The sequence below is a fragment of the Pseudomonas sp. R5-89-07 genome, from assembly GCF_003851685.1.
Taxonomy (GTDB): Bacteria; Pseudomonadota; Gammaproteobacteria; order Pseudomonadales; family Pseudomonadaceae; genus Aquipseudomonas.
In genome coordinates this window covers 1,427,257-1,438,671 of record NZ_CP027727.1, presented here as the reverse complement: position 1 = coordinate 1,438,671, position 11,415 = coordinate 1,427,257, and the positions used below count along the sequence as shown (strand labels likewise).

The window sequence follows — 11,415 nt, the reverse complement described above, 5'->3', positions numbered from 1 at the left end:
GGGACTACTCCTTCGCCGCCAGATTCACCACGCGGTTCGCACGATCCACCGGCCGCACTTGCTGGCCCTCGTGCAGCACATGCACACCCGCTGCGATCACCCAATCGGTGGGCGCCAGGCCTTCGAGTACCGGCACGGTCTTCTCGCCAAACGCGCCGATGCGCACATGTGTGCGCTTTAGGGTGTTGTCCGGCGCCACCCGCCAGACGTAAGACGCACCGTCCTGCGCACTGAGCGCCGACAGCGGCACCGAGAGTGGAATGACACCGTCGGCCTGTATGAAGACGCGCGCGCTTTGGCCAAGTTCTGCCTGGGTCTTGCCGCCTGTGAAAGCCACCCTTGCTGCGAAGGTGCGCGACTTCGGATCGGCGGCGGGCGACAGCTCGCGAATGCGCCCGGCAAAGCGTTGATCCGGCTGGCTCCACAGCTCGACCGACACTGGCTGGCCGACCTTGAAGCGGCCGAAGCCTTGCTCGGGCAGGCTGATCAACACCTCACGTTCGCCATCGGTGGCCAGGGTGAAAACGGTTTGGCCCGCAGAGACGACCTGGCCCACTTCCACTGCACGCTTGGCGACGACACCGTCCTGGGGCGCACGCAGCACGGCATAGCCAGCCTGATTGCTGGACACGTCGAATTCAGCCTTGATCTGCTTGAGCCGCGCAACACCTGATCGATACAGATTTTCGGAATTGTCGTACTGGGAGCGGCTGACCATCTGACGATCCATCAGGGTCTTGTAGCGGTCACGTTCGGCGCGCACCAGGCTCAGATTGGCCTCGGCGGCGGCCACTTGGGCACGGGTGGCTTCCAGTTGCAGGCGCACATCCTGCGGGTCGAGTTCTGCCAGTGGCTGGTTGGCCTTGACCCGCTCGCCCTCCTCCACCAGGCGCTTGCTGACTTTGCCTGGGATGCGAAAGGCCAGATCCGGTTCATAGCGGGCACGCACTTCACCTGGATAGCTGTCCATCGCCTGCGCCGAGGGCTGCGGTTGCACCACCAGGGCCGGGCGGACGGTGGTTTGAGCCGCTTCTTCGTGGCCGCAGGCGGCTAACAGGAAGACCAGGCTGACAGGCAACGCAAGGGGCAGGAAAGTACTGCGCATGCTGTAGGACCTTTCGCAAATGAAGCTAAGAATAATTATACTGACCAGTATGTTATTAATACCAAACTCACCAGTCCAGTATTAAGGTGAAAATGTCCGACAATCCTGTAAACACCATCAGTCCCGGGCGTCCCAAGGACATGGCAAAACGCCAGGCAATTCTCGAAGCCGCGAAAATTCTGTTTTTGAGCAACGGCTACGCCAGCACCAGCATGGACGCCGTGGCGCAGGAAGCGGGCGTGTCGAAACTGACCGTCTACAGCCACTTTACTGACAAGGAAACCCTGTTCACTGCCGCCGTCGTCGCCAAGTGCGAGGAACAGTTGCCAGTGATGTACTTCGAACTACCCGAAGCCATGCCTGTGCAAACCGTGTTGTTGAATATCGCGCGCGGGTTCCATCGGCTGATCAACAGCGAGGAATCGGTGAACCTGCATCGCCTGATGATGACCACTGGCAATCAGGATGTGAAACTGTCGCAGATCTTCTTTGAAGCAGGGCCAATGCGCATGCTGCTGGGCATGGAGCGTCTGCTCGGTCGGATCGACCAGACTGGTGCCCTGAGCATCGACAAGCCCTTCAAGGCAGCCGAGCACTTCTTTTGCCTGCTTAAAGGCACGGCGAACTTTCGCCTGCTGTATGGCTGCGGCGGGCATTTGAGTGAGGCAGACGCCGAGGCGCATGTGCAGGAAGTGGTGGGGTTGTTTATGCGCGCTTACCGCTCATGAAGCCTTGCGCCGCCTGGGCTGGCGCTATCGCAGGCAAGCCAGCTCCCACATTGGAACGCATTCCCCTGTGGGAGCCGGGCTTGCCCGCGATGGGGCTCTCGAGGCCAGAGACGTTTTAAGGCTTGAGTGCTTTCTTGGGATAAATATCGTACCGACTGGACTTGCCGTCCAGCGCATGGCTCGGCTTGGGCCCTTCAATACACGGAGCCTTGCGCGGGCGCTTGACCACCACACGATGGCTGGCAAGGGCCAGGGCGGCAGCCAACAGTGCCGGTGCGTCCGGGTCATCACCGACCAGCGGCCGGAACAGGCGCATTTCCTTCTTCACCAATGCCGTTTTCTCACGGTGCGGGAACATCGGGTCAAGGTAGATCACCTGCGGCGGCTCGCCTGCCCAATTGAGCATCACATCAATGGAGTTGCCCTTGAGCAGCTTCATCCGCGCCACGATCGATGCCACTTCGAAATCCTGTGCAGCGCGTGCCAGGCCGTCTTCAAGCAAGGCGCCGATCAATGGCTGACGCTCGATCAGGCTCATCTCGCAACCCAGGCTGGCCAGCACAAAGGCATCCTTGCCCAGGCCCGCCGTGGCGTCGAGCACGCGCGGGCGAACGCCCTGGGCGATGCCCACAGCCTTGGCGATCATCTGCCCACTGCCGCCGCCGTACAAACGCCGGTGCGCCGCGCCGCCTTCGATAAAGTCGACCCGTACCGGCCCCGGCGCGTCAGGCCCGAGCTGTTGCAATTGCAGGCCCTGTTCCCCGACTTGCAGGGAAAAATCCGCATCATCGAGCTGCACAGGCAAGCCAAGCAGTGCCGCCCACTGCTCGGCACGGGCCTGGAAGTCTTCGGCCAAAGCCTCGACCCGAATGCGGCTGGCCGCTGGTTGTTCGCTCATCAATCGCTACGCTCAAAAATATTAAGGATCGGCAAACCGCGGCCGATAAAAACAACAGTCAGGTATTTTGCCAGAGCTGAGCGTCGACCGAAAAAAATGTCAGACATTCTTCCCCTAACGATCGGTGTACTGCCGACCCACAACCACTACGGCCTGCGCAATACTCAAGCGCTGGCCGGGGTGAGCCATGTGTGGCAGGACTTCTTCGCCCGCGCCCTGGCCGAGCAGCTCGGTGCCACGCCGGGTGCGCTTGCCGCCACGGCACCTGCGCCGAAAGATCCGGCGGTGGAACCCAGCGAAGGCGCCGACCTGCTGGCGCAGATCCTCACCCAGCGTGAGTGCGACGTGAAAGACATCGAGATCGCCCCGCCGGAGCCGCTGTTCCTGCCGATTGCCGAGTTCGAGACCGAGTTGCTGCCACCGGCGGCGCCCCCCTTCCCTGACGAAGAGATCGCCGCCCAGCAACGCCAGCAGAATTTCGAAAGCGGCTGGGTACGACCGATTGTCCTGAATGCGGGTCAACCCGTGGCTGAACCTGGCCCGGCGCCACAACCTCGCCCGCTGCATCTGCCGATTGCCGAGTTCGAGCTGGACTTGCTACCCCCGGCCGCGACGCCCTTCACTGAGCAAGATCGGGTGGCCCAACAGAAGGCCCTGGATTTTGACTATTACTGGGCACGCCCGCTGATCGCCAACAACCTGCGCCTGGCCGCCTGACGCTTAGCGACACACCCACCAGCGCCCCATATCCAGATGGAAGTGGTTACGGTGCGCGGCGTTATAGTCTGGGCTCAACACCACGTTGAAAGCGTTACAGGCACCGTCGCGCAGCTGACGCAAAAACCGTGCATCAGTGCCCTCCCCCGGCCAATCCTCGAGCACACTGACACTGCGTCCATTCGCCAGGCGAAACCCGGCGATATCCAGTGCATTGGCCGAAGCGTGCTGACTGAGTCGACCATCGGCGCGGTTGTAGACATTGCGACAGGCAAAACTGCCCAAGTGATCGACCCGCGTCACCGCCTGGCCGTATATGGCCTGGGCAGCCGGTTGCAAGCTGTGGCGCTCGAACAACGCAAACGCTACCGCCAAGGGGCAACTGGCCAGAAAGCTGCTGCTCAAGCCAACCTCCGCGCTTTGTACCCTCAATGTGTTACGCAAGGGGCACGCGGCGTCGGCGGGTGAGTCCGCCTGATGGCTCACCCGCAACCCCGTTGTTTTCAGCACCTGGTCGCACAGCGCGGGATCATCCTGCAGCCGCCCCAGCTTGTAGCGCGTCAACAGGTTCGGGCTGGCGCGCACGTCCAGCGGCGCCCAGGGGTTCCATTCATTCGGCACCCAGCCCCGCCATACGCCCACGGCGACAGCGCCGCCGAGCAACAGCAACGCGCCCAAAAAGGTGATCGACCGCACGGCCTAGCCCTTGAAGAATCGGTTGGCCTGGTCGAACGGCATCTTGCGCTCGGTAAAGGTAAAGGTGCCCAGCCCGTAGACCTCCTGCGCGGCCCGATAGAACTCGCCATAGGCCGCCAGCGCCAGGGCCGAGCCCACGCTGATGCGACGCACGCCCAGTTCGCTCAACTGCGCGACGCTGAGGTTCAAGCCACCGGACATCAACACATTCACCGGTTTGGGCGCGACCGCCTTGACCACCGCCAGCACTTCTTCGGCACTGCGCAGGCCCGGCGCATACAGCACATCGGCTCCCGCCTCGGCATAGGCCTGCAGGCGGCGGATGGTGTCGGGCAAATCCAGGCGGCCGTGCAGCAGGTTTTCTGCGCGCGCCGTCAGCGTGAAGGGAAAACCCAGGCTGCGGGCGGCAGCGACGGCAGCCTCGACGCGCTCGACGGCCAGGTCAAAGGGGTAGATGGGGTCGACGGCAACGCCGGTGGCGTCTTCGATGGAGCCGCCGACAATACCGGTGGCGGCGGCTAGCACAATAGTCTGGGCGCAGCCTTCTGGCGTGTCGCTGAAGCCGTTTTCCAGGTCAGCGGCAACCGGCAGCGAAGTCGCCCTTGCGATGGCGCCCGCATTGCCCAGGGTATCTTCCAGCGACAGCGCGCCTTCCGCATCCGGCCGCCCCAGGCTGAACGCAAAGCCCGCGCTGGTGGTGGCCAGCGCTTCGAAGCCCAGGCTGGCAAGCATGATGGCTGACCCTGCATCCCATGGATTGGGCATGACAAAGGCACGCTCGCGCTCGTGCAGGGCTTTGAAGGTTTCGGCGCGAAGGGTTTGGGCATCCATGGCTGACTCCAGGCGAACAAAGATGCCTTAGAGTAACCCCAGTTGCTCCGCGACGGGTTCCCGATGCAAGGTCGGCAGTGGCGCGAGGCCGGGCAAGCGCGCCATCAGTTGATCATGGAAACGCAAGGCCAATTGGGCGGCGAGACGGTTGTCCGAGGTGTGCAGGAAGATGTACGGAGTGCGCCCCTCTTCGATCCAGGCGGCGATCTTTTCGACCCAGGGAACCAGGAACGGGTCGTTGGCTTCAAGCTCCGGATGCCCGATAAAGCGCACCTGGGGAAACTGCGTAAACGCCGCTGGGCGCGGCGGCACCCTGGGCTTTTTCGACTGGGCATGCAGTACCGCCGCCGAGGTGGAGGTGCAACTGAACAGCGCACGCGGATCGAGGCAGATACGCTCCACGCCGCGGTCACGTAGCAGGCGATTAAGCCTGCGCTCGGCCTCGCCTTTGGCAAAGAACTCATCGTGACGGACTTCAACGGCTAGCGGACGCTCAATGCCATCCAGGAACCCAGCCAGTTCGCCGAGGCGTTGCGGTGTAAAACCCTTTGAAAGTTGCAGCCACAGCGGCGAAACGCGCTCGCCCAACGGGCTCATCAGCCCGACAAAACTTTCCGCCGCGGGCAGTTGCTCGCGCAAGTCGCCGGCATGGCTGATATCACCCGGAAATTTGGCGGTGAATCGAAAATGCTCGGGCATGATTTCGGCCCAGCGCTGCACCGTGGCGGCCGAGGGACGTGCGTAAAAAGTGGTGTTGCCTTCAACCGCGTTGAAGACCTGGGAATAGAGCGCCAGGTAATCGTTGGCGCGCGCATCGACCGGGTACAGATAGTCGCGCCAGGCGTTTTCACTCCAGGACGGACAGCCAATGTAGTAAGGCAGATGCATCAGATGTGAATGTCGAGACCCAGCACTTCCATATCCCATTCGACAAAGCCTGCGGTGGTCAGGTAACTGGCCAGGGCGGTGGCAACGCTTTTGCTCATGGAGCGGGGGAAGACCATGTCTTGCTGACGGGCGGGAAGACCGCTGATACGTGCTTGGGCACCGGCCTGCGCATCGGACTGGACTTCAATGAAGTCCGGCGAGTCCTCGACTGAATCGTCCACAGTGGCGTTCGCCTTACGCGGCTTACGCTTGATCGGGTACGACTGTGAGGAAAAGCCATCAATACGCATGGGCGCGAACTCGCTATCAGTAATGGCATTTTAGTGGCGCGATCCGTAGCGCGCAAATGCTCTGGTGATAACTAGAACACATAATTTGAAAAAGGTTTAAAACCCGGCGCAAATTCTGACGATTGGCGATATTTGCCGCAGACTTACCACAATTCTGGCGTCAAATAATCCCTCTCTCCGCCTTGGTCTGCGCGACTTTATCGCGCAAGTAAACTGGCGCCGCCAGATCCGCCGCAATCGCCTCGCCCCGCTCGAAAGCAAAACGTGCGAGGGTCAGCAGGTCTTGCGCATGGGGCAGCATCGCAGCGTCCTGATCCGCCAGTTGCACCCCCATGCGCTCGCCATATCCCCAACCAGTGCCAGCGCCAAACCAGTCGCCGCTGGCATCCTGCGGCAACACCGATGATTCTGGTGCCTGCACAGCTTCCACGCCCACCAGGCGCATTTCACCGGCGCTCTCACGGTAGCAGCCCCAATAGACTTCATCCATGCGCGCATCGATCGCCGCCGCCACTTGCGAGGCGCCATGTTCACGCAGTGCGCGCTGGGCCAGCACCGCGAGGTTGGAGAACGGCAAAACCGGACGCTCCAACGCAAACGCCAGGCCCTGCACCACGCCAATGGCAATGCGCACGCCGGTAAACGCGCCGGGGCCACGGCCGAAAGCGATGGCATCCACGGCGGCCAGGCTGGTGCCGGCGTCTTCCAGCAGTTGCTTGATCATCGGCAGCAGCTTCTGCGCGTGCAGGCGCGGGATCACCTCGTAGTGGCTGGTTACCTTGCCATCGTGCAGCAAGGCAACGGAACAAGCTTCAGTCGCGGTGTCCAGGGCCAGCAGGGTGCTCATGGGTGTGGGTGTCCAAGTCGAAAAAAAGTGCGCCAGTATAAACAACAACGGCCCGCAAGCGGGCCGTTGTCAGTGCAGCCGGTCAACGCATCAGCTCAGTGCTTGCAGCACCTTGGCCGTAATCGCTTCCACGGAGCCGACGCCAGGGATATGGCTGTATTTAGGCTTGCCCTGGGCAGCGGACAGCTTCTGGTAGAAATCCACCAGCGGCTTGGTCTGGGAATGGTAGACCGACAGGCGATGACGCACGGTTTCTTCGGTATCGTCCTTGCGCTGCACCAGGTCTTCACCGGTGACGTCGTCCTTGCCGGCCACTTTCGGCGGGTTGTAGACGATGTGGTACACGCGGCCCGAGCCTTCGTGAACGCGACGACCGGCAATGCGCTGGACGATCTCTTCGTCTTCAACGGCGATCTCGACCACCGCGTCCAACTCGACGCCCGCTTTCACCAGGGCTTCAGCCTGGGGAATGGTGCGTGGGAAACCGTCGAACAGGAAACCGTTCTTGCAGTCTTCCTGGCTGATGCGTTCCTTGACCAGGTTGATGATCAGGTCATCGGAGACCAGGCCGCCGCTGTCCATCACGCTCTTGGCGATAAGGCCCAGCTCGGTGCCGGCCTTGACGGCCGCGCGCAGCATGTCACCGGTGGAGATTTGTGGAATGCCGAATTTTTCAGTGATGAACTTTGCCTGAGTACCTTTACCGGCCCCGGGAGCTCCCAGCAGAATGACGCGCATCGATGTGCTCCTCAATTTTTTATAGAGATGACGCTCGGATTCGCCGCGTGGGGCCAATCTCGTAAAAATATGGTTCCAGGCCGATCAAACGGCCAAAGGCTGATCAAGATACACAGCGGGCCCTTACCACACAAGCCGCCGAAAGTAGGAGAAACCCGCGCCCGGCGTGCGTCAACCAGAGGGTTTGCCCGAGCGCAACCCACCTCCTCAAACAACGACCGCCCTCTTCAGGGCGGTCGTCATGGTTGATTCGCAAGCCGTTGAGAACAGGCGAAAAACCTCAACCGGTGTTGCGTAAACCGGCGGCAATACCGGCGACGGACACCAGCAGCGCCTGTTCCAGAGGGCTGCCTTGCGCCGCTTCGCGTTGGCGCGAGCGAGCGAGCAATTCGGCCTGCAACAGGTGCAAGGGGTCGAGGTAGGTATTGCGCAGGCGGATGAACTCCAGGGTGTCCGGACTATGGGCCAGCAGCTGCGACTGGCCGGTCAGGCCAAGCACCACGTCGCAGGCCTGCGACAATAGGTCGCGTAAATGCGCGCCCAATGGCAGCAGATCAGGCTGCACCAGGCGCTCGTCATAGAGGCGGGCGATGTCAGCATCGGCCTTGGCCAGCACCATTTCCAGCATATCGATGCGCGTGCGGAAGAAGGGCCACTGCTCACGCATCTGCCCCAGCAATTGCCCCTCGCCGCGCTCCAGGGCCTTGCTCAATGCCGCTTCCCAGCCGAGCCAGGCGGGTAGCATCAAGCGGGTCTGGGTCCAGCCGAAGATCCAGGGAATCGCGCGCAGACTTTCAATGCCGCCAGCACGCCGCTTGGCTGGGCGACTGCCCAGCGGCAAACGTCCCAGCTCCTGCTCCGGTGTGGACTGGCGGAAATACTCGACAAATTGCGGATTTTCCCGCACCACCGCGCGGTAGGCGCTGACGCCATCGGCCGCCAATTCATCCATCAGATGACGCCAGGCCGGCTCAGGCGGCGGCGGTGGCAACAACGTGGCTTCGAGTACCGCCGCCAGGTAGAGGTTGAGGTTCTGCTCGGCGATGTCCGGCAGGCCGAACTTGAAGCGGATCATCTCGCCTTGTTCGGTGGTACGGAACCGCCCCGCCACCGAACCTGGCGGCTGCGACAGGATCGCCGCATGCGCCGGGCCACCGCCACGGCCGACGGTGCCACCACGGCCGTGGAACAACAGCAATTCCACCTGCTGCTCGCGGCAGATCTCCACCAGACGTTCCTGCGCCCGGTACTGCGCCCAGGCGGCAGCGGTGGTGCCGGCGTCCTTGGCCGAGTCCGAATAACCGATCATCACTTCCTGCGGGCCCTGCAGCCGCGCGCGATAGCCCGGCAGTTGCAACAGCCGCTCCATTACCGGCCCGGCGTTATCCAGGTCGGCCAGGGTCTCGAACAGCGGCACGACGCGCATGGGCCGCTGCACGCCCGACTCTTTGAGCAGCAGTTGCACCGCCAGCACATCCGACGCGGCGCCGGCCATGGAGATGACATAGGAGCCCAGCGACGCGGCCGGGGCAGCGGCGATTTCGCGGCAGGTGTTCAGGACCTCGGCGGTGTCCGCCGACGGTTTGAAATAACCCGGCAGCAGCGGTCGACGATTGGTCAGCTCTTTGCTCAGAAAGCCGATGCGCGTGTCTTCGTCCCAGTCCTCATAACGCCCCAGGCCCAGATAGTCGGTGATCTCGGTCATGGCCGAGGCGTGACGGGTGGAGTCCTGGCGCACATCCAGGCGCACCAGGAACAGGCCGAAGGTGACGGCGCGGCGCAGGCAGTCGAGCAACGGGCCATCGGCAATCACGCCCATGCCGCACTCATGCAACGATTGGTAGCACAGCTCCAGCGGACCGAGCAGGTCGCGATTGTCCTGCAGCACCTGTGCCGGTGCCGGAGTACTGGCCGTCAATGAGGCATGGGCCCACTGGCGCGTGGCGCGCAGGCGTTCGCGCAGTTGCTTGAGTACGGCGCGGTAGGGCTCGACGCTCTCCCCCACCTGGGCCTGCAACGCCGGGCTGGCCTGTTGCATCGACAGCTCGGAAGCGAGCTGGTCGACATCGCGCAGGTACAAGTCCGCCGCCATCCAGCGCGCCAGCAGCAACACTTCGCGGGTGACCGGCGCCGTGACATTAGGGTTGCCGTCACGGTCACCGCCCATCCATGAGGCAAAGCGAATCGGCGCGGCCGTCAGCGGCAGACGCAAGCCGGTGGCGGCATGCAAGGCCTGGTCGGCCTTGCGCAGATAGTTGGGAATGGCCTGCCACAATGAATGCTCGATCACTGCAAAGCCCCATTTGGCTTCGTCCACCGGGGTGGGTCGCACGCGACGGATTTCTTCCGTGTGCCAGGCCTCGGCGATCAAGCGTTGCAAGCGTTCACGGATCTGATCGCGCTCAGCGCCGGTGAGGTCGCGGTGATCCTGCAGCGCCAGTTGCGCGGCGATCGCATCGTATTTCTGAATCAGCGTGCGGCGCGCGACTTCGGTGGGGTGGGCGGTGAGCACCAACTCGATGTCCAGCCGCGCCAATTGGCGGGCCAGGGATTCATCGCTGTGGCCTTCGCTTTGCAGGCGGGCCAGCAACTGCGGCAACACGCGGGACTCGAACGGCGCCGGCTGCGATTCATCGCGCCGATGAATCAACTGGTACTGCTCGGCAATGTTGGCCAGGTTGAGGAACTGGTTGAAGGCCCGCGCTACGGGCAGCAGTTCGTCTTCCTGCAGCTGATTGAGGCTCGCGCTGAGCTCATCGCCCGCACCGCGCCGGTCAGCCTTGGCGCCTTTACGGATCTGCTCGATCTTGTCGAGAAAATCATCGCCGTATTGCTCTCGAATCGTGTTGCCCAGCAGTTCACCCAGCAGGTGAACATCCTCACGCAAGCGTGCATCGATATCACTCATCAGCCAATCTCCAGCCAGAAATCCAGGACGCGCAGGTGTTCCAGAGTGCCGTCGGCGCCGGTTTCTGACAAGACACTTTAAACCTTGCCGCTTCCAGCTAGTCTCAACATCAAGCCACCGCGTCATCCACACCGGCGGCTGGTCACTCATTAATTGAGGTTGCCATGAAGATTCGAGACTTGCCCCAGCATTGGGAAGAAACCGCCAAGGGTCAGCTGACCAAAACCCAATACGCGATCCATCTGGATGTAGAGGCCGCCGCAAGGCTGGCCGCCCTCGCCGAGATGTACCCCAAGCGCCACACCGAGGAACTGCTCGGCGAACTGATCGGCGCTGCCCTCGAAGAGCTGGAAGCCAGCTTTCCCTACATCAAGGGACAGCAGGTGATTGCCACTGATGAGGAAGGTGATCCGCTGTATGAAGACGTCGGGGCCACCCCGCGATTTCTTACCCTATCGCGCCGATATCTGCATGATTTGTCAGCGAGTGCTGACGAACAGAAGCACTGAATACCTCTTGTTTAAACCCATTCACCCTTGTATTCCGGGCCTTTCAGCGGCTCGGAGTACCTCTGCGCACAGGGAAAGTTCCAATTTTCCGACCCTGACCGTTCAGTCAGATATTTTTTTAGGCAAATCGCCATCTCCGCTGAACTTTTGAAAAAAGCATCCGGTCACAGCCAGTAAGCCATCACTTGGAACGGTCGTTTGAACTGGCGTCATGTGCTTTGGCACCGGGCCCGCAAACGAACACCAAGATGGATTTTGAT

Annotated in this window: 12 protein-coding genes; 3 read left to right on the top strand and 9 right to left on the bottom strand. The window is 62.0% G+C overall.

Annotated features, from left to right (window positions below; genetic code table 11):
- Positions 1-4: 4 nt before the first annotated feature.
- Positions 5-1,105 (bottom strand): efflux RND transporter periplasmic adaptor subunit, encoded by a 1,101-nt coding sequence (locus tag C4J94_RS06565; protein WP_124385429.1) that lies wholly within the window; start codon positions 1,103-1,105, stop codon positions 5-7.
- A gap of 92 nt (positions 1,106-1,197) precedes the next feature.
- Here C4J94_RS06565 and C4J94_RS06560 point away from each other — a divergent pair, with 92 nt between their 5' ends.
- Positions 1,198-1,833, top strand: a complete 636-nt coding sequence (locus C4J94_RS06560; RefSeq protein ID WP_124385428.1) for a TetR/AcrR family transcriptional regulator — start codon at positions 1,198-1,200, stop codon at positions 1,831-1,833.
- A 115-nt stretch (positions 1,834-1,948) separates the two neighbouring features.
- Here the strand turns inward: C4J94_RS06560 and C4J94_RS06555 are convergent, their stop codons facing one another.
- Positions 1,949-2,731 (bottom strand): class I SAM-dependent methyltransferase, encoded by a 783-nt coding sequence (locus tag C4J94_RS06555; RefSeq protein ID WP_124385427.1) that lies wholly within the window; start codon positions 2,729-2,731, stop codon positions 1,949-1,951.
- A 96-nt stretch (positions 2,732-2,827) separates the two neighbouring features.
- Between C4J94_RS06555 and C4J94_RS06550 the strand changes: the two genes are divergently transcribed.
- The gene (locus tag C4J94_RS06550; RefSeq protein ID WP_124385426.1) at positions 2,828-3,448 is read left to right on the top strand and encodes an energy transducer TonB; all 621 of its coding nucleotides are present in this window, start codon (positions 2,828-2,830) and stop codon (positions 3,446-3,448) included.
- Positions 3,449-3,451: 3 nt separating this feature from the next.
- Here C4J94_RS06550 and C4J94_RS06545 read toward each other — a convergent pair whose 3' ends face one another.
- The 7 genes from C4J94_RS06545 to ppc all read right to left on the bottom strand — a co-directional run bounded on the left by C4J94_RS06545 (position 3,452) and on the right by ppc (position 10,646).
- On the bottom strand, positions 3,452-4,144 hold the full coding sequence (locus C4J94_RS06545; RefSeq protein ID WP_124385425.1) for an extensin family protein: 693 nt from the start codon (positions 4,142-4,144) through the stop codon (positions 3,452-3,454).
- 3 nt (positions 4,145-4,147) lie between these two features.
- Positions 4,148-4,975, bottom strand: a complete 828-nt coding sequence (locus C4J94_RS06540; protein WP_124385424.1) for an isocitrate lyase/phosphoenolpyruvate mutase family protein — start codon at positions 4,973-4,975, stop codon at positions 4,148-4,150.
- A 27-nt stretch (positions 4,976-5,002) separates the two neighbouring features.
- Positions 5,003-5,863, bottom strand: coding sequence for a DUF72 domain-containing protein (locus tag C4J94_RS06535; protein WP_124385423.1), 861 nt, complete (start codon positions 5,861-5,863; stop codon positions 5,003-5,005).
- Complete coding sequence (locus C4J94_RS06530; protein ID WP_124385422.1) at positions 5,863-6,153, bottom strand: hypothetical protein; 291 nt, start codon at positions 6,151-6,153, stop codon at positions 5,863-5,865. The genes C4J94_RS06535 and C4J94_RS06530 overlap by 1 nt, the downstream gene beginning before the upstream one ends.
- Before the next feature lie 160 nt (positions 6,154-6,313).
- On the bottom strand, positions 6,314-7,000 hold the full coding sequence (tsaB, locus tag C4J94_RS06525) for a tRNA (adenosine(37)-N6)-threonylcarbamoyltransferase complex dimerization subunit type 1 TsaB (RefSeq protein WP_124385421.1): 687 nt from the start codon (positions 6,998-7,000) through the stop codon (positions 6,314-6,316).
- 90 nt (positions 7,001-7,090) lie between these two features.
- Positions 7,091-7,738, bottom strand: coding sequence for an adenylate kinase (adk, locus tag C4J94_RS06520; RefSeq protein ID WP_124369856.1), 648 nt, complete (start codon positions 7,736-7,738; stop codon positions 7,091-7,093).
- Positions 7,739-8,018: 280 nt separating this feature from the next.
- Positions 8,019-10,646 carry a phosphoenolpyruvate carboxylase gene (gene ppc, locus C4J94_RS06515; protein WP_124385420.1) on the bottom strand — a complete coding sequence of 876 codons (2,628 nt, stop codon included), beginning with the start codon at positions 10,644-10,646 and terminating at the stop codon, positions 8,019-8,021.
- A 164-nt stretch (positions 10,647-10,810) separates the two neighbouring features.
- On the opposite strand from ppc, the gene C4J94_RS06510 reads away from it, so the two are divergent.
- A complete protein-coding gene (locus tag C4J94_RS06510) occupies positions 10,811-11,155 on the top strand; it encodes a pilin assembly protein (protein WP_124385419.1) in 345 nt (114 codons plus the stop codon).
- The last annotated feature ends 260 nt before the right edge of the window (positions 11,156-11,415 follow it).

Coding starts and splice junctions, on each gene's coding strand:
- C4J94_RS06565 (WP_124385429.1), bottom strand. CDS start 1,105: ATGCGCAGTACTTTCCTGCCCCTTGCGTTGCCTGTCAGCCTGGTCTTC.
- C4J94_RS06560 (WP_124385428.1), top strand. CDS start 1,198: ATGTCCGACAATCCTGTAAACACCATCAGTCCCGGGCGTCCCAAGGAC.
- C4J94_RS06555 (WP_124385427.1), bottom strand. CDS start 2,731: ATGAGCGAACAACCAGCGGCCAGCCGCATTCGGGTCGAGGCTTTGGCC.
- C4J94_RS06550 (WP_124385426.1), top strand. CDS start 2,828: ATGTCAGACATTCTTCCCCTAACGATCGGTGTACTGCCGACCCACAAC.
- C4J94_RS06540 (WP_124385424.1), bottom strand. CDS start 4,975: ATGGATGCCCAAACCCTTCGCGCCGAAACCTTCAAAGCCCTGCACGAG.
- C4J94_RS06535 (WP_124385423.1), bottom strand. CDS start 5,863: ATGCATCTGCCTTACTACATTGGCTGTCCGTCCTGGAGTGAAAACGCC.
- C4J94_RS06530 (WP_124385422.1), bottom strand. CDS start 6,153: ATGCGTATTGATGGCTTTTCCTCACAGTCGTACCCGATCAAGCGTAAG.
- tsaB (WP_124385421.1), bottom strand. CDS start 7,000: ATGAGCACCCTGCTGGCCCTGGACACCGCGACTGAAGCTTGTTCCGTT.
- adk (WP_124369856.1), bottom strand. CDS start 7,738: ATGCGCGTCATTCTGCTGGGAGCTCCCGGGGCCGGTAAAGGTACTCAG.
- ppc (WP_124385420.1), bottom strand. CDS start 10,646: ATGAGTGATATCGATGCACGCTTGCGTGAGGATGTTCACCTGCTGGGT.
- C4J94_RS06510 (WP_124385419.1), top strand. CDS start 10,811: ATGAAGATTCGAGACTTGCCCCAGCATTGGGAAGAAACCGCCAAGGGT.